The sequence below is a fragment of the Pararhodobacter marinus genome (genome assembly GCF_003122215.1).
Taxonomy (GTDB): Bacteria; Pseudomonadota; Alphaproteobacteria; order Rhodobacterales; family Rhodobacteraceae; genus Pararhodobacter; species Pararhodobacter marinus.
In genome coordinates, this window is sequence record NZ_QEYD01000001.1 from 382,712 (window position 1) to 398,888 (window position 16,177).

Annotated in this window: 15 protein-coding genes; 8 read left to right on the plus strand and 7 right to left on the minus strand. The window is 65.5% G+C overall.

Annotation, left to right across the window (positions count from 1 at the left end):
• The first annotated feature begins 11 nt into the window (after nucleotides 1-11).
• The 3 genes from hslV (at nucleotide 12) to hslU (ending at nucleotide 2,817) form a co-directional block, all read left to right on the plus strand.
• Entirely contained in the window at nucleotides 12-575 is a 564-nt protein-coding gene (gene hslV, locus C4N9_RS01910) for an ATP-dependent protease subunit HslV (protein ID WP_109531582.1), read from the plus strand.
• Between the two features lie 47 nt (nucleotides 576-622).
• Nucleotides 623-1,420, plus strand: a complete 798-nt coding sequence (locus C4N9_RS01915) for an alpha/beta fold hydrolase (protein ID WP_109531583.1) — start codon at nucleotides 623-625, stop codon at nucleotides 1,418-1,420.
• A gap of 98 nt (nucleotides 1,421-1,518) precedes the next feature.
• Nucleotides 1,519-2,817 (plus strand): ATP-dependent protease ATPase subunit HslU, encoded by a 1,299-nt coding sequence (hslU, locus tag C4N9_RS01920; RefSeq protein ID WP_109531584.1) that lies wholly within the window; start codon nucleotides 1,519-1,521, stop codon nucleotides 2,815-2,817.
• A 97-nt stretch (nucleotides 2,818-2,914) separates the two neighbouring features.
• On the opposite strand, the gene C4N9_RS01925 is transcribed toward hslU, so the two are convergent.
• Nucleotides 2,915-3,355, minus strand: coding sequence for an acyl-CoA thioesterase (locus C4N9_RS01925; protein WP_109531585.1), 441 nt, complete (start codon nucleotides 3,353-3,355; stop codon nucleotides 2,915-2,917).
• Nucleotides 3,348-4,115 (minus strand): hypothetical protein, encoded by a 768-nt coding sequence (locus C4N9_RS01930; protein WP_109531586.1) that lies wholly within the window; start codon nucleotides 4,113-4,115, stop codon nucleotides 3,348-3,350. Before C4N9_RS01930 ends, C4N9_RS01925 begins: the two co-directional genes overlap by 8 nt.
• Before the next feature lie 129 nt (nucleotides 4,116-4,244).
• Here C4N9_RS01930 and C4N9_RS01935 point away from each other — a divergent pair, with 129 nt between their 5' ends.
• Nucleotides 4,245-5,477, plus strand: a complete 1,233-nt coding sequence (locus C4N9_RS01935; RefSeq protein WP_109531759.1) for an argininosuccinate synthase — start codon at nucleotides 4,245-4,247, stop codon at nucleotides 5,475-5,477.
• A gap of 175 nt (nucleotides 5,478-5,652) precedes the next feature.
• Here C4N9_RS01935 and C4N9_RS21765 read toward each other — a convergent pair whose 3' ends face one another.
• From C4N9_RS21765 to C4N9_RS01945, 3 genes are all read right to left on the minus strand, one after another.
• Nucleotides 5,653-5,790 (minus strand): hypothetical protein, encoded by a 138-nt coding sequence (locus tag C4N9_RS21765; protein ID WP_168192088.1) that lies wholly within the window; start codon nucleotides 5,788-5,790, stop codon nucleotides 5,653-5,655.
• 97 nt (nucleotides 5,791-5,887) lie between these two features.
• Nucleotides 5,888-6,763, minus strand: coding sequence for a ribokinase (locus C4N9_RS01940; protein ID WP_109531587.1), 876 nt, complete (start codon nucleotides 6,761-6,763; stop codon nucleotides 5,888-5,890).
• Complete coding sequence (locus C4N9_RS01945; RefSeq protein ID WP_109531588.1) at nucleotides 6,760-9,030, minus strand: NADP-dependent malic enzyme; 2,271 nt, start codon at nucleotides 9,028-9,030, stop codon at nucleotides 6,760-6,762. The genes C4N9_RS01940 and C4N9_RS01945 overlap by 4 nt, the downstream gene beginning before the upstream one ends.
• Nucleotides 9,031-9,245: 215 nt before the next feature.
• On the opposite strand from C4N9_RS01945, the gene mutS reads away from it, so the two are divergent.
• On the plus strand, nucleotides 9,246-11,897 hold the full coding sequence (mutS, locus tag C4N9_RS01950; protein ID WP_109531589.1) for a DNA mismatch repair protein MutS: 2,652 nt from the start codon (nucleotides 9,246-9,248) through the stop codon (nucleotides 11,895-11,897).
• A 71-nt stretch (nucleotides 11,898-11,968) separates the two neighbouring features.
• Here mutS and C4N9_RS01955 read toward each other — a convergent pair whose 3' ends face one another.
• On the minus strand, nucleotides 11,969-12,532 hold the full coding sequence (locus C4N9_RS01955) for a nucleotide exchange factor GrpE (protein ID WP_109531590.1): 564 nt from the start codon (nucleotides 12,530-12,532) through the stop codon (nucleotides 11,969-11,971).
• Nucleotides 12,533-12,544: 12 nt separating this feature from the next.
• Nucleotides 12,545-13,612 (minus strand): heat-inducible transcriptional repressor HrcA, encoded by a 1,068-nt coding sequence (gene hrcA, locus C4N9_RS01960; RefSeq protein WP_109531591.1) that lies wholly within the window; start codon nucleotides 13,610-13,612, stop codon nucleotides 12,545-12,547.
• A 95-nt stretch (nucleotides 13,613-13,707) separates the two neighbouring features.
• On the opposite strand from hrcA, the gene rph reads away from it, so the two are divergent.
• The 3 genes from rph to hemW are packed head-to-tail and all read left to right on the plus strand — an operon-like array spanning nucleotide 13,708 to nucleotide 16,171.
• Entirely contained in the window at nucleotides 13,708-14,418 is a 711-nt protein-coding gene (rph, locus tag C4N9_RS01965) for a ribonuclease PH (RefSeq protein WP_109531592.1), read from the plus strand.
• Nucleotides 14,415-15,011 (plus strand): RdgB/HAM1 family non-canonical purine NTP pyrophosphatase, encoded by a 597-nt coding sequence (gene rdgB / locus C4N9_RS01970; protein ID WP_109531593.1) that lies wholly within the window; start codon nucleotides 14,415-14,417, stop codon nucleotides 15,009-15,011. The genes rph and rdgB overlap by 4 nt, the downstream gene beginning before the upstream one ends.
• The gene (gene hemW, locus C4N9_RS01975) at nucleotides 15,008-16,171 is read left to right on the plus strand and encodes a radical SAM family heme chaperone HemW (protein WP_245902421.1); all 1,164 of its coding nucleotides are present in this window, start codon (nucleotides 15,008-15,010) and stop codon (nucleotides 16,169-16,171) included. The genes rdgB and hemW overlap by 4 nt, the downstream gene beginning before the upstream one ends.
• The last annotated feature ends 6 nt before the right edge of the window (nucleotides 16,172-16,177 follow it).

The following is a 16,177-nucleotide window of genomic DNA, read 5'->3' on the forward strand; positions in this document are numbered from 1 at the left end:
AGGGATGCGCAATGGCAGACGACAAGTTTCCCGGCTGGCACGGCACGACGATTCTGGCGGTTCGCCGCGGCGGACAGGTCGTGGTCGCGGGCGACGGGCAGGTGAGCCTGGGCCAGACCGTGATCAAGGGCACCGCCCGCAAGGTACGGCGCGTCGGTCCGGCGGGGCGCGAGATCGTCGTGGGCTTCGCGGGCTCGACCGCCGATGCCTTCACGCTGCTCGAGCGGCTGGAGAAAAAGCTGGAATCGACCCCCGGCCAGCTGGCACGCGCCTGTGTCGAACTGGCCAAGGACTGGCGCACCGACAAGTATCTGCGCAATCTGGAAGCGATGCTGATCGTCACCGACGGGGCCGAGCTGTTCGTGCTGACCGGCGCGGGCGACGTGCTGGAACCCGAGCATGACATCGCCGCGATCGGCTCGGGCGGCAATTTCGCCGCCGCCGCCGCGCGGGGCCTGATGGAGACCGACTGGGACGGCGAGACAATCGCGCGCAAGGCGATGGAGATCGCCGCGTCGATCTGCGTCTATACCAACGGCAACCTGACGGTCGAAACGATCCGCAAGGAACCCTGACCCGGGCCTGCCGGTTTTCTCTCTGACAATGAACAGGAGAAAACCGCATGCCCCTTTATTATCAGGATACCGGCGGGACGGGCCGTCCCGTCGTGCTGATCCATGGCTGGCCGCTGTCGTCGGCCGCCTGGTCCAAGCAGATCCCCGCCCTGACCCAGGCCGGTTACCGCGTCATCGCCTATGACCGGCGCGGCTTCGGTCGGTCGGACAAGCCCGCGACGGGCTACGATTACGACACGCTGACGCAGGATCTGGACCGGCTGATGACCGATCTGGACCTGCGCGATGCCACGCTGGTCGGGTTCTCGATGGGCGGTGGCGAGGTGGCGCGCTATGTCGCCACGCATGGCGAGGACCGGTTGCGCAGCGTCGTCTTCGCCTCGGCCGTGCCGCCCTATCTGAAAAAGAGCGACGACAATCCCGAAGGCCCGCTGGACGACGCCACCGCCGAAGACTTCGAAACGAACCTGCGCGCCGACCGGCAGGCGTTCTTCGAGCAGTTCACCAAGGATTTCTTCACCGCGGGCGATACGCTGAAAGTCACCGGGGAAGAGCGGGACGAGGCGCTGGAATTGTGCAAGCAAAGCTCGCCCGATGCCGCGCTTGGCTGCATGCAGGCCTGGGCGACCACCGATTTCCGCGACGACCTGATCAAGATCGAGATCCCCGCTCTGGTGCTGCACGGGCTGGCCGACGGGATCGTGCCGTTCGAAGGCTCGGGTCAGCGCACGCACCGCATGGTGACCCATGCCGAACTGGTGACGATCCCCGACGCGCCGCATGGCTGCAATACCAGCCATCCCGAGGCGTTCAACAAGGCGCTCTTGGATTTCCTGAAGGACTGAGCGTGCCCGCGCCGGTGCGAGGCGGCGGCGGGAAACCGCCCCGCCTCTTGCCATCCGGGCGGTGAGCGCCCAAGTGGGAAACGCACGAAGGAGTTCCCATGACCGACCTGACCCCCCGCGAAATCGTCAGCGAGCTGGATCGCTTCATCATCGGCCAGGCCGACGCCAAGCGCGCCGTCGCCGTGGCCCTGCGCAACCGCTGGCGCCGCAAGCGGCTGGGCGCCGATCTGCGCGACGAGGTCTATCCCAAGAATATCCTGATGATCGGCCCCACCGGCGTCGGCAAGACCGAGATCAGCCGCCGTCTGGCCAAGCTGGCCAAGGCACCCTTCCTGAAGGTCGAGGCGACGAAATTCACCGAGGTGGGCTATGTTGGCCGCGACGTGGAGCAGATCATCCGCGATCTGGTGGACAGCGCCATGGTGATGACCCGCGAAGCGATGCGCGGCGAGGTCGCCGCCCGCGCGCAACAGAATGCCGAAGAGCGGGTTCTGGACGCGATCGCGGGCAAGGAGGCGCGCTCGGGCACGCGGGACCTGTTCCGCAAGAAGCTGCGCGCGGGCGAGCTGGACGATACCGTGATCGAGCTGGAAGTCTCGGACGCGCCGCCCGCGATGCCGATGCTCGAGCTTCCGGGCATGCAGGCGCAGGGGATGAACCTGGGCGATATCTTCGGCAAGGCCTTCGGTCAGCGCAAGGTCAAGAAGCGCATGACGGTCGAGGAAAGCCACGAGATCCTGCTGAGCGAAGAGGCCGACAAACTGCTGGACGAAGAGACCGTGAAAGCCGCCGCGCTGGAAGCGGTCGAGCAAAACGGCATCGTCTTCCTCGACGAGATCGACAAGGTCTGCGCCCGCGCCGAGACGCGCGGCGCCGATGTCAGCCGCGAGGGCGTTCAGCGTGACCTGCTGCCGCTGATCGAGGGCACGACGGTGTCGACAAAGCACGGGCCGGTGAAAACGGACCACATCCTGTTCATCGCCTCGGGCGCGTTCCACGTCGCCAAACCCTCGGATCTGCTGCCCGAGCTTCAGGGCCGGCTGCCGATCCGGGTCGAGCTGCGGGCGCTGAGCGAGGACGATTTCGTCCGCATCCTCACCGAGACCGACAACGCGCTGACGCGGCAATACGCGGCTCTGATGGAGACCGAGGCGGTCGGCGTCAGCTTCACCGAAGACGGCATCCGCGCGCTGGCACGGATCGCCGCCGAGGTGAACGAGAGCGTCGAGAATATCGGCGCGCGCCGGCTTTACACGGTGATGGAGCGGGTGTTCGAGGAGCTGAGCTTCGTGGCACCGGACAAGGGCGGCGAGACGGTGACGGTGGACGCGGCCTATGTCGAGGCGAATATCGGCGAATTGTCGCGCTCGGCGGATCTGAGCCGTTACGTGCTGTGATCCAGGGAGGGGGGCGCTGCCCCCCTCGGCCTGCGGCCTCACCCCCCGGGATATTTATGGAACAAAGATGGGGCGGCCGGCGAGGCGGCCCCTTTCGTCAATCGGCGATCAGGTGCGGTGTGAGCCGTTCGCGCACGGCCTCGGGCATGGGGGCGGATTTCCGCGTCCTGGGGTCGAAGAAGACCTCGGTCAGGTCATAGGTCGCGTGCAGCACGCCGGTTTCGGCATGGATCATCCGCAGGTGGAAGGTCATCGACTTGCCGCCCAGACGCCGCGCGGCGCCGTCGATGATGAAGCTGTCGCCGGCCTTGAGTTCCCGGATGAAATTTGTCTCGGCCTTGGCCGAGACGATATGCACGCCGTGTTCCTCCATCATCCACGAGATCGGGATGTTCAGCGTGGTGTAGAGAAAAAACGAGGCATCGTCGAAGAACGGCGCGTAATGGCGCACGTTCATATGGCCGAAAATGTCGTGGTGCCAGGGATGAACCACCCCGCGCAGAAGTTCGGGACGGGGTTTGGTGTCTGTCTCAGGCATTCAGGTCTCGTTTCTCGACGTAATGGCCGTAAATCGTGGTCACGATGCTGACGCCGACCATGAGCACCAGCCATTGCACCACCGTGATCCAGATCAGTGCCATGGCGGGGGTGACGCCCGCGATCAGCAATCCGGGATACTGAACAAGCCAGCTGGCCACGATGGACACCAGGGTCAGCATCGCCAGGGCGCCGGCGCCCGGCGAGGTCTGGAACCACGCTTCGCGCAGCGACAGTCTTGACCCCACGGCGGCGGCGGGCAGGACCGGCGACAGGCGGTAGAAGATGTAGCAGGCGGGCAGGAAGGTGATGATCAACCCGATCAGCGCCATGAGCAGCCGCGGCGAGGCCGAGGTCGCCATGGACGCGGTCATCGGGACCATCAGCAATCCCCCGACGAAGGCGATGGGCAGAATAATCAGCAGGACGATCAGCGCCAGCACGACGCCTGCCTTGACATAGGCCCAGATCGCCGCGCCGTTCCAGCGCGGCAGAAGGGCGCCGGGGGTTTCCTCGAGCAGGATGAAGCGGTGCCAGGCGACGGCGACCCAGAGGCCGACGATGACGCGCGCGATCGTCAGCAACAGGTTCGTGGCCATCCCCGCGGTGGAAGGACCGTGGAGAGCGCCGGGCGGCGGGGTCAGCCCCGCGCTGATCCCCAGCGCGAGAAGCACGACCAGGGCGACGCCGCCGATCCGCAGCGCCGCGCGAAGATTGCCGAAAACCATGCGCATCGCGTGCACGAAGATCCTGATACCCATACCAACCGCCATTTCCCTGTCCGGAACCGAGTGTTCCCCGCTGGTCGCGGGCTGTCAATCGCGGCGAGGTGTTGCGCAGCAAGGGTAAAGCGGATAGTCGAAGCGCGTTCCACTCCATGGGAGATGCTCATGTCCGCGCCCAAGAAAGTCGTGCTGGCCTATTCCGGCGGTCTCGATACCTCGATCATCCTGAAATGGCTGCAGACCGAATATGGCTGCGAAGTGATCACCTACACGGCCGATCTGGGCCAGGGTGAAGAGCTGGAGCCGGCGCGTGCCAAGGCGCTGATGCTGGGCATCAAGGAAGAGAATATCCACATCCTCGACGTGCGCGAGGAATTCGTGAAGGATTTCGTCTTCCCGATGTTCCGCGCCAACGCGCTCTATGAGGGCCTGTATCTGCTGGGCACCTCGATCGCGCGGCCGCTGATTTCGAAGCATCTGGTCGAGATCGCCCACAAGCACGGCGCCGATGCCGTGGCGCATGGCGCGACCGGCAAGGGCAACGATCAGGTCCGGTTCGAATTGTCGGCGCTGGCGCTGGATCCGTCGATCCGGGTGATCGCGCCGTGGCGGGAATGGGACCTGACCTCGCGCACGAAGCTTCTGGAATTCGCCGAGGCGAACCAGATTCCGATCGCCAAGAACAAGCGCGGCGAAGCGCCGTTCTCGGTCGATGCGAACCTGCTGCATACTTCGTCCGAGGGCACGGTGCTGGAAGATCCGGGCGTCGAGGCCCCCGATTACGTGGCCCAGCGCATCGTCCAGGTCGAAGACGCGCCCGATACGCCCGAATTCATCGAAGTGACCTTCGAGAAGGGCGATGCGGTGGCGATCAACGGCGAGGCGATGTCGCCCGCGACGATCCTGACGAAGCTGAACGAATACGGCGCGAAGCACGGCATCGGCATGCTGGACTTCGTGGAAAACCGCTTCGTCGGCATGAAATCGCGCGGCGTGTACGAAACGCCGGGCGGCACGATCCTGCTGGAAGCGCATCGCGGGATCGAGCAGATCACGCTGGACAGCGGCGCGGGCCACCTGAAGGATTCGATCATGCCGCGCTATGCCGAGCTGATCTATAACGGCTTCTGGTTCAGCCCTGAGCGCGAGGCGCTGCAGGCGCTGATCGACAAGACGCAGGAATACGTCACCGGCACGGTCAGGCTGAAGCTCTACAAGGGCGTGGCGCGGACCGTGGCGCGCTGGTCGGATTACTCGCTCTATTCCGAAAAGCACGTGACCTTCGAAGAGGATGCGGGCGCTTACGATCAGAAAGACGCCGCCGGCTTCATCCGCCTGAACGCGCTGCGCCTGAAACTGATCGCGACGCGGAATGCGCGGGTTGCCGATAAAGGCTAAGCCTCTGTTTTGATTTAATTTTAGCGGGCCGCCTTTCGGGTGGCCCGTTTTCGTTGGCCGAGACCGCCGGGGACGCAAAACGAAACGGGCCGCGAAGATCGCGGCCCGTTTGCGTTTGGACGTGACGTCCGGATGTCGCCTTGCCTGGGGGAGGAGCTGCGCGACGGTGGAGGATTCAGAGGAAGAGCGCGAAGATGCCCACCCAGATCGCCCCGCCAAGAACCATGGCCAGTGCGATACCGGCCCCGGCAGGGAGCGAGGAACCCGGCTTCGTGGCTGCCACATGAAGCGCGGTGTTGGTCTGAGCGGTCATGATCACCTTCCGGCTGAATGGGAACAGGTTGAACTCGACTCCTGAATCAACTCTTAACAAAGGCGAAAAAAAGGCAGGGTTGTGGTGATTCTATGCGTCAGGCCCTGTGAAGCAAGGCCTGAACCTCGGATTTCAGGGGCATTGCCGGGGCCGCGCCGGGGCGTGTGACCTGCAACGCCGCCGCTGCCGCGGCATAGCGCAACGCCTCGGACTTGCTCGCCCCATAGTCGAGCGCCGCGGCGAGAGAGCCCGCGAAACAATCGCCGGCGCCGGTGGTATCGACGGGCGTCACCTTGAACGCCGGGACGAAAAGCGGCTCGCCGCCCGGCGTCACCCATTCCGCCCCCTCGGCGCCGTGGGTGACGATGATCGCCTCGACCGGCTGGGCGTGAAGCGGGGTGCCGGTGGCCTCGGTCAGCGCGCGCGCCTCGCCCGCATTGACCAGCAGATGCGTGACATGCGGCAGCACGGCCCTGAGCGGATCAAGCGCGAAGGGGGCGGCGGAATAGAACACCTTCATCCCCCGCGCGCGGGCGGCTTTCGCGGCCTCGAGCTGGTGCGAGGTTTCGTTCTGCAACAACAGGATATCACCCGGGTGCGCCTTGGCGAGCACCGCCTCGATCAGCGCCGGATCCTGCGCCAGATTGGCGCCGGAATAGATGATGATCTGGTTTTCACCCGCATCGTCGACGGCGACGATGGCGTGCCCGGTGGGCCGATCCACGGCAGCGATGCAATCCATCGCCACGCCATGCTCGGCCAGCGCCCGGGCGATCCAGGCGTCGCCCTGCCCGACTGCGCCGATATGGGTGACCGCCGCCCCGGCCCTGAGCGCCGCGATGCTCTGGTTCACGCCCTTGCCGCCCAGCCCCGGCTGGTAGCCTGTGGCCGACAGCGTCTCGCCCGCCAAAGGCAGCGTCTTCAGCCGGTAGACGTGGTCGATATTGATCGAGCCCAGGCAATAGACGCTCATCGCGACGTGATCCCCACCCGGCAGGCCGCCATCACCGCCATGTTCATGATGTCGTTGACGGTAGCATTGGTGGGCAGGATCTGGATCGGCTTCGGCACGCCCGTCAGGATCGGGCCGATCACCGTCGCGCCGGCCATTTCCTGCATCAGCTTGACCGAGATCGAGGCCGAGTGCCGCGCCGGCACGACGAGGATATTGGCGGGCTTCGTCAGGCGCGAGAAGGGGTAATGCGCGGCAGCCTGCGGGTTCAGCGCCACGTCCACCGTCATCTCGCCCTCGTATTCGAAATCGACGCCGCGCGCTTCCAGCACGTCGGGGGCCAGGTGCATCTTCTGCGCGCGTTCGGAAATCGGATAGCCGAAGGTCGAGAAGCTGACGAAGGCCACGCGCGGCTCAAGCCCCAGCGTCCGCGCGACCGAGGCGGCGCGGATCGCGATATCGGCAAGATCCTCCTCGTCGGGCCATTCATGCACCAGAGTGTCGGCGATCAGCACGATCTTGCCCTTGTGCAGCAGGGCCGAAACCCCGACCGCGCCGTCCTGCGCGCGGGCGTCGAAGACGTGGTTGATCATGTCCATGACCAAAGCCGATTTCCGCGTGGCCCCGGTCACCAGCCCGTCGCCATGCCCGTGCTGCAGCATCAGCGCCGAGAAGATATGCCGGTCGCGGGTGGTCATGCGGTGCACGTCGCGCTGATCGAACCCCTTGCGCTGCAGGCGACCGTAGAGAAATTCCTTGTAGGTCTCCAGGTGGCGGGTATTGGCGGCGTTCACCACCTGCAATTCGCGCACCGCGTCGCCCAGACCGGCCGCTTCCAGCCGGCGCTTCACGTCGTCGTCCTGTCCCACGACCAGCGATTTGCCCAGACCGGCGCGCTGATAGGCCACGGCAGCGCGCAGCACGCGCTCGTCATCGCCCTCGGCAAAGATCATGCGGCTCTGGCTCTGGCGTGCGCGGGCGAACAGGCTTTGCTGGATCGAGGCGGTCGGATCCATCCGTCGCTGCAGGTTCAGCGTATAGGCATCCATGTCGATGATCGGACGGCGGGCGACGCCGGTATCCATGCCCGCCTTCGCCACCGCCGGCGGAATCGTGTAGATCAGGCGCGGATCGAAGGGCGTGGGGATGATGTAGTCGCGCCCGAAGGACAGCTTGCGGCCATAGGCCATGGCGACCTCGTCGGGCACGTCCTCACGCGCCAGCGCGGCAAGGGCCTCGGCGCAGGCGATCTTCATCTCGTCGTTGATCGCGCGGGCATGAATGTCGAGCGCGCCGCGGAACAGGTAGGGGAAGCCCAGCACGTTGTTGACCTGGTTGGGGTAATCCGAACGCCCGGTGGCCACGATGGCATCGGGACGCACGGCATGGGCTTCTTCGGGGGTGATTTCCGGATCGGGGTTGGCCATGGCGAAGATGACCGGGTTCTCGGCCATGCTGGCCACCATTTCCGGCGTCACCGCGCCCTTGGCCGACACGCCGAGGAACACGTCGGCGCCGACCATGGCCTCTTCCAGCGTGCGGGCCTCGGTATTGACCGCATGGGCCGATTTCCACTGGTTCATGCCCTCTGTACGGCCCTGCCAGATCACGCCCTTGGTGTCGCACATGAGGCAGTTCTCGTGCTTCGCGCCCATCGACTTGATCAGTTCCAGACAGGCGATCCCAGCGGCCCCTGCCCCGTTCAGCACGACCTTGCAATCCTCGATCTTCTTGCCGCTGATTTCCAGCGCGTTGATCAGACCCGCCGCGCAGATCACCGCCGTGCCGTGCTGATCGTCGTGAAACACCGGGATGTCGCACAGCTCTTTCAGGCGGCTTTCGATGATGAAGCATTCGGGCGCCTTGATGTCCTCAAGGTTGATGCCGCCGAAAGTGGGCGACATCAGGTGCACGGCCTTGATGATCTCGTCCGCGTCCTCGGTCGCCAGCTCGATATCGATGGCGTTGACATCGGCGAAGCGCTTGAACAGCACCGCCTTGCCCTCCATCACCGGCTTTGAGGCCAGCGCGCCCAGATTGCCCAGCCCCAGAATGGCCGTCCCGTTCGACACCACGGCGACCATGTTGCCCTTGGTGGTATAGTCATAGGCCAGCCCCGGATCCTGCGCGATCGCCTCCACCGGGACCGCGACACCGGGCGAATAGGCCAGCGAAAGGTCGCGCTGGGTCGCCATCGGCTTCGAGGCGGTGATCTCGTATTTGCCGGGCGTGGGTTCGAAATGGTAGCGAAGCGCCTCGTCGGGCGTGATACGGGACTTGCGGGACATGGGGCCTCCTCCGGGGAACTCGTTTTCCTTAGCGTCCCGGCGCGCGTGGAACAACGCGGGATTTGGCCGGCGAACGCAGGCCGGACATGGCTGCCTCGTGAGGGGCCTGTTCGGGAACTTGTTCGGGAGCTTGCGCGCGGGCGCTCGCCGGGATCGCTCTTTCGCCGGGAATCCGGCTGCATTACAGTCGCGGGCGGATGCAAACCGGGGGCGGAATGAACCAGCAAGTCACGCCGATGATGGCGCAGTTCCTTGAGATCAAGGAGCAAAATCCAGATGCGCTGCTGTTCTATCGCATGGGCGATTTCTACGAGATGTTCTTCGACGACGCCGTCGCGGCGGCGGCGGCGCTGGACATTTCGCTGACCAAGCGCGGCCAGCATCTGGGCGAGGATATCCCGATGTGCGGCGTCCCGGTCCACGCGGCCGACGGCTACTTGCTGACGCTGATCCGCAAAGGGTTTCGCGTCGCCATCGCCGAGCAGATGGAAGACCCGGCCGAGGCCAAGAAGCGCGGCTCGAAATCGGTGGTCAAGCGCGACGTGGTGCGGCTGGTCACGCCCGGCACGCTGACCGAGGACGCGCTGCTGGAACCCCGGCGGCACAATTACCTTGCCGCCTGGAGCGACATACGCGGCGAGGCGGCGCTGGCCTGGGCGGATATTTCCACCGGCGAGCTGCGGGTGATGCCCTGCCCGCGCGTGCGGCTCGCGCCCGAACTGGCGCGGCTGGGCGCGCGCGAGCTGATCGTGGCCGACGAGCACGCCGCCAGCCTGCGCGACCTGGCCGACGACATGGCCCTGACGCTGGCCGAACGGGGGCGCGCGTCCTTCGACAGCGCCGCCGGGACGAAGCGGCTTTGCGCGCTGTTCGGGGTGCAGACGCTGGACGGGTTCGGCACCTTCACGCGCGAAGAGATCTCGGCGCTGGGGGCCTTGGTCGATTACCTCGACCTGACGCAGAAAGGCCGGATGCCGCTGATGCGACCGCCGGTGAAAGAAAGCGCGGGCGCGGCGATGCAGATCGATGGGCCGACGCGGCGGAACCTGGAACTGACGTCGTCCCTGCAGGGTGGGCGCGAGGGTTCGCTGCTGAGCGCGATCGATACCAGCGTGACGGCGGGCGGCGCGCGGCTGCTCGAGCGGCGCATTTCCGCGCCATCCTGCGATCTGGGGGTGATCCGCGCGCGGTTGGCGGCGGTGGATCTGCTGGTGGGCGACGACCTGCTGCGGGGCGATCTGCGCGCCTGCCTGAAAGCGGTGCCCGATATCGACCGCGCGCTGTCGCGGCTGGCGCTGGAACGGGGCGGGCCGCGCGATCTGGCGATGATCCGCTCGGGACTGGCGCAAGCCGGCGTGCTGGCCGCTCAGTTGCCCGCTGACGGGCCTGACGTGCTGATAGCGGCCCGCGAGGCCCTGACGGGCCACGAGGCGCTGGCGGAGCTTCTGGAGCGCTCTCTGGTGGCCGAGCCGCCGCTTCTGGCCCGCGACGGGGGCTTCATCGCCGCGGGCGTGGACGAAGAGCTGGACGCCGCGCGCGAACTGCGCGACGAGGGGCGCGGCGTGATCGCGCGGATGCAGGCGGAGTACATTCAGGAGACCGGAATCAACTCGCTGAAGATCAAGCACAACAATGTGCTGGGCTATTTCATCGAGACGACCGCCACCCATGCCGAGAAGATGCTGTCCGCCCCGTTGAACGAGGTGTTCAAGCATCGGCAGACCACGGCCAACCAGGTGCGCTTTACCACCGTGCCGCTCTCCGAGATGGAGACCAAGATCCTGAACGCGGGCGCCCGGGCCCTGGATATCGAGCGGCGGATCTTCGAGGAGCTGCGCGCGGCGATCCTCGAGCGCGCGGCCGAGGTGCATGGCGCCGCCCGCGCGCTGGCCGAGATCGATGTCACGGCGGGCTTCGCCGAGCTGGCGCGGCTGCGCGACTGGACCCGGCCCGAGGTCGATGACAGCCGCGACTTCGACGTCGTGGCCGGGCGGCACCCGGTGGTCGAGGCGGCGCTGGCGCGGCAGGGTCAGCCCTTTGTCGCCAACGATCTGGCCCTGGATCCCAAGGGGCAGGACGCGGCGGCGATCTGGCTGGTCACGGGGCCGAACATGGCCGGTAAATCGACCTTCCTGCGCCAGAACGCGCTGATTGCCATCCTGGCGCAGGCCGGGGGCTACGTGCCGGCGCGAGAGGCGCGGATAGGGCTGGTGGACCAGGTCTTCAGCCGCGTGGGCGCATCGGACGACCTGGCACGCGGGCGCTCGACCTTCATGGTCGAGATGGTCGAGACGGCGGCGATCGTCAATCAGGCGGGCAAGCGGGCCTTCGTCATCCTCGACGAGATCGGACGCGGGACGGCGACCTATGACGGGCTGTCCATCGCCTGGGCGGTCCTGGAACATCTGCACGAGGTCAATGGCTGCCGCGCGCTGTTTGCCACGCATTACCACGAGATGGTGGCGATGGCCGAACGGTTGCCGGGGATCGAGAACGCAACGGTGAGCGTGCGGGAGTGGGAGGGCGAGGTCGTCTTCCTGCACGAGGTGATCAAGGGCGCGGCCGACCGGTCCTACGGGGTGCAGGTGGCGCGGCTGGCCGGGCTGCCCGACGCGGTGATCGCCCGGGCGCGCGAAGTGCTGGAGATGCTGGAAGCGGGCGATCAGGGGCAGAAGGGCGCGAAGGCCCTGATCGACGAGCTGCCGCTCTTTGCGGCGGCACCGCCGCCGGTCCCTGTCCGTGCCGCGACGCCCAAAGTGTCCGTGGTCGAGGAAAAGTTGCGCGGCGTTCATCCGGATTCGATGACGCCGCGCGAGGCTTTGGCGATGTTGTACGAGCTGAGGGATATGCTGGGCGATGGGGTGTAGGGTGCGTGCTTCGCACGCACCAATGCGGGGCCGGTGCGTGCGAAGCACGCACCCTACAGCCCCTGCGCCGCTCAGCCCGGGGTCGACGACACGCCCACCTGAGCCGGGCGCAGCAGATGATCGTTCAGCCGGAAGCCTTCGGACACGACCTGAATGATCTGGCCCGCCTTGGTGCCGGGCACCGGGGCTTCGAACATCGCTTCATGGAAATGCGGATCGAAAGTATCGCCCACCTCGGGCGCCACCCGCTCGATGCCGTGGCGGGCATAGATGTTCATCAGATCGCGCAACGTCAGATCCAGCCCTTCGGCCAGGCCCTTTTGCTGTTCGCGCAGGCTGTCATCCATCAGCGACAGCGCCCGGTTCAGGTTGTCGAAGACCGACAGCATGTCGCGCGCCAGTTTCTGACCGCCATAGATCGCCGCCTCGCGCCGGTCCTTTTCGGCCCGTTTGCGGGTATTTTCCAGATCCGCCAGCGCGCGCATCAGCCGGTCGCGCATTTCGTTGCGCTCGGCCTCCATCCGCGCCTGTGCCGCTTCCAATGCGGCGACGGGATCGAGCTGTTCCTCTTCGGGCGTGGCGAGATCTTCGGTTTCGACGGGTTCTTCAGCCGGGTTTTGCTGCGGGTCAGCCATAGGGTCCTCGTATCAGTCGGAACCCAGCTCGGTCAGCATCTTGCCAACCAGCTGGGCGGTATAATCCACGATCGGGACGATGCGGCCATAGTTCAGCCGGGTCGGGCCGATGACCCCAACCGCACCGACGATCTTGCTGTCGGCGTTCATATATGGAGAAACCACCAGAGTGGAACCCGTCAGTGAAAAGAGTTTGTTCTCGGCGCCGATGAAAATGCGCACGCCGTCGCCCTGTTCGGTATGTTCGAGCACCTCGGCAATGTCGCGCTTGCGTTCCAGATCGTCGAACAGCTCGCGGATGCGTTGCAGGCTGTCGGTATCGGTCTGTTCCAAGAGGTTGGCACGGCCGCTGACAATCAGGCGTTCGTGCCGCTCGCCCTCGTTTTCCCACAGGGCCATGCCGCGTTCGATCAGGTCCGAGGCGAGCGTGTCGATTTCCTGGCGCCGGGCCCTGATCTCGGTCCGCATCCTGCCGCGCAGCTCGCTGAGCGTCAGGCCCGAGGCGATCGCGTTGATGAAGTTCACTGCCTCGCGGATGGCCGAGGGGACCAGCCCCGGGGGTGTGGCGAAGACCCGGTTCTCGACATGGCCATCATCGAAGACCAGCACCACCAGCGCGCGGTCGTTCGAGATCGGCACGAATTCGATATGCCGGATGGGCGCTTCGTGCTTGGGCGCCAGCACCAGGGAAGCCCCCCGTGTCACGCCCGAGAGCGCCCGCCCCACCCTGTCGAGCAGCGCGGTCACGTCGCGTTCATTGGAGTGCCGCGTCGCTTCCAGCCGTTCGCGGTCGGCGCTGGTCACGGGATCGACCTCGAGCAGGGCATCGACGAAAAGCCGCAGCCCCTGCTGCGTGGGGACCCGACCGGCCGAGACATGCGGGCTTTCCAGGAGTCCCATGTATTCAAGATCTTGCATAACATTGCGGATCGTGGCGGGAGAGAGCTTTTCGCTGAAATCCCGGGTAAGCGTGCGCGAACCGACCGGGGCGCCGGTCTGCAGGTAGCTGTCGACGACGCGGCGAAACACTTCGCGGGCGCGGTCGTTCATGTCGCTGAAGGCCTTGTTCTCTGCGCTCATCGCTTCTTTGACCGCTAGTGTCGCGGTGTCTATTCAGGTTGCAACCCCGGGCGCGCGGGATGTATCTGGAGTCACATCGACAAGAGGATCCGGACATGCGCCCTTCGGGAAGAAATCTAGATGAAATGCGAGTGGTTTCAATCGAAACCGGAGTGATGCGGCATGCAGAAGGGTCCTGTCTGATCAAGATGGGCAACACGCATGTGCTGTGCACCGCCTCGGTCGAGGATCGCACGCCGCCCTTTCTGAAGAATACGGGGTTGGGCTGGGTGACGGCGGAGTACGGGATGCTGCCGCGCGCCACGAACAAGCGCAACCGGCGCGAGGCCGCGACCGGCAAACAGGGCGGCCGGACGATCGAGATCCAGCGCCTGATCGGGCGGTCGCTGCGGGCGGGGATCGACCGCTCTGCCCTGGGAGAGCGTCAGATCACCGTCGATTGCGACGTGATCCAGGCCGATGGCGGGACGCGGTGTGCCTCGATCACCGGCGGCTGGGTGGCGCTGGAACTGGCGATCCGCACCCTGATGAAGTCGGGCGCCATCGCTACCAACCCGATCGTGGGCAATGTTGCGGCGGTGTCCTGCGGGCTGTACGCCGGTCAGCCGGTTCTGGATCTGGATTACGACGAGGACAGCGCCGCGGGCGTTGACGGAAACTTCATTCTTCTGGATGACGGTCGCATGATCGAAGTGCAGATGTCGGGGGAAGGCAGCGTTTTCTCGCGGACCGATATGGATGCGATGCTGGCGCTGGCCGCGAAAGGCGTGGACGAGCTGGTCGCGGCGCAGAAGGCGGCGCTGTGACCCTGCGCGGCGAAACCCTGCTCTTTGCCACGCATAATGCGGGCAAGGTCGAAGAACTGCGGCAATTGCTGGCCCCATATGGTGTGACGATTGTCTCGGCCGCCGAGAAGGGGCTGCCCGAGCCGGAGGAAACCGAAACGACCTTTGTCGGCAATGCGTGCATCAAGGCGCATGCCGCGGCGAAGGCTACCGGTCTCCCTGCACTGGCAGACGATTCCGGGCTTTGCGTCGATGCGCTGGACGGTGCGCCCGGCGTTTACACGGCGGATTGGGCGGAGGGACCCGGCGGGCGTGATTTCATGCGGGCGATGACGCGGACCTATGCAGAGTTGCAGGGCAAGGACGCCCCGTGGACTGCCGAATTTCGCTGCACGCTGGTCATGGCCTGGCCCGACGGGCGCGACGAAGTATTCGAAGGCTCGGTCAGCGGGCAACTTGTCTGGCCGGTTCGGGGGACGCTTGGTCATGGATACGATCCGATGTTCGTGCCGGATGGCGAGGAACGGACCTTTGCCGAGATGACTTCAGCAGAGAAGAATGCCTTGTCCCACCGCGCGCAGGCGCTGACCGCGTTGCTCGAGCGTTTCACGTGAAACACTCCATCGCTGAGGATTGGCGGAACGGAGGGTTTGCGCTCTACGTGCACTGGCCCTTCTGCGCGGCCAAATGCCCGTATTGCGATTTCAACAGCCATGTCGTGTCCCGCATTTCCCACGACGACTGGCGCGACGCCTACCTGCGTGAAATCGCTCGCTGCGCACGGCAAACCCAAGGCCGCGTGCTGACCTCGATCTTTTTCGGCGGCGGAACACCGTCGCTCATGGAGCCCGAGACGGTAAGCGCGGTTGTCGACGCTGCGAAGTCCGCTTGGCATGCATCCAACTCACTGGAAATCACGCTGGAAGCAAACCCGACATCCGTGGATTTCGAGCGGTTCGAGGGTTTCGCACGCGCCGGCGTGAACCGGCTTTCGCTTGGAGTCCAGGCCCTGAACGACGCAGATCTCACCCGGTTGGGGCGTCTGCATAGCGTCAAAGAGGCGATGAAAGCCTGGGACATCGCCAATTCCGTCTTTCCCCGTACGAGCCTCGATCTGATCTATGCGCGGCAACACCAGACGGCCGATGACTGGAACGCAGAGCTGCGCACCGCCCTCGCCCTCAAGCCCAGCCATCTGTCTCTTTACCAGCTGACGATTGAACCGGGCACTGCCTTTGGGGACCGCCACGCGCGGGGCAGACTGGGCGGATTGCCATCCGAGGATCTGGGTGCCGATCTGTGGCAGATCACGCAAGATCAATGCGAGGCCGCTGGCCTGAACGCCTACGAAACCTCCAACCATGCGGTCAATGGATTGGAATCGCAGCACAATCTCGTCTACTGGCGCTACGGCGATTATGTCGGGATCGGCCCCGGCGCCCATGGGCGCGTCACGACGCCTGCTGGCCGCTTGGCCACAGTGGCCGAGCGGCAGCCCGGTAAATGGCTCTCGCATGTCGATGGCAAAGGATCAGCCGAGACAGTGTCGCCGCTATCCGCAGACGAGCAGGCAGATGAAATGCTGATGATGGGCCTGCGGCTGTCCGAGGGGATCGACATGAACCGCTACCAAGCTCTCAAGGGACGCCCCCTACGTGAGGAAGCGCTGCGTGATCTGGGCGAACTGGGGCTCATCTGGACAGAGGGTGCCCGCATGGGCGCCACGGAAACCGGACGCCCCCTGCTGAACTCACTCCTCAGAGAGCTGATATAGAACCGT

Coding starts and splice junctions, on each gene's coding strand:
- hslV (WP_109531582.1), top strand. CDS start 12: ATGGCAGACGACAAGTTTCCCGGCTGGCACGGCACGACGATTCTGGCG.
- C4N9_RS01915 (WP_109531583.1), top strand. CDS start 623: ATGCCCCTTTATTATCAGGATACCGGCGGGACGGGCCGTCCCGTCGTG.
- hslU (WP_109531584.1), top strand. CDS start 1,519: ATGACCGACCTGACCCCCCGCGAAATCGTCAGCGAGCTGGATCGCTTC.
- C4N9_RS01925 (WP_109531585.1), bottom strand. CDS start 3,355: ATGCCTGAGACAGACACCAAACCCCGTCCCGAACTTCTGCGCGGGGTG.
- C4N9_RS01930 (WP_109531586.1), bottom strand. CDS start 4,115: ATGGGTATCAGGATCTTCGTGCACGCGATGCGCATGGTTTTCGGCAAT.
- C4N9_RS01935 (WP_109531759.1), top strand. CDS start 4,245: ATGTCCGCGCCCAAGAAAGTCGTGCTGGCCTATTCCGGCGGTCTCGAT.
- C4N9_RS21765 (WP_168192088.1), bottom strand. CDS start 5,790: ATGACCGCTCAGACCAACACCGCGCTTCATGTGGCAGCCACGAAGCCG.
- C4N9_RS01940 (WP_109531587.1), bottom strand. CDS start 6,763: ATGAGCGTCTATTGCCTGGGCTCGATCAATATCGACCACGTCTACCGG.
- C4N9_RS01945 (WP_109531588.1), bottom strand. CDS start 9,030: ATGTCCCGCAAGTCCCGTATCACGCCCGACGAGGCGCTTCGCTACCAT.
- mutS (WP_109531589.1), top strand. CDS start 9,246: ATGAACCAGCAAGTCACGCCGATGATGGCGCAGTTCCTTGAGATCAAG.
- C4N9_RS01955 (WP_109531590.1), bottom strand. CDS start 12,532: ATGGCTGACCCGCAGCAAAACCCGGCTGAAGAACCCGTCGAAACCGAA.
- hrcA (WP_109531591.1), bottom strand. CDS start 13,612: ATGAGCGCAGAGAACAAGGCCTTCAGCGACATGAACGACCGCGCCCGC.
- rph (WP_109531592.1), top strand. CDS start 13,708: ATGCGCCCTTCGGGAAGAAATCTAGATGAAATGCGAGTGGTTTCAATC.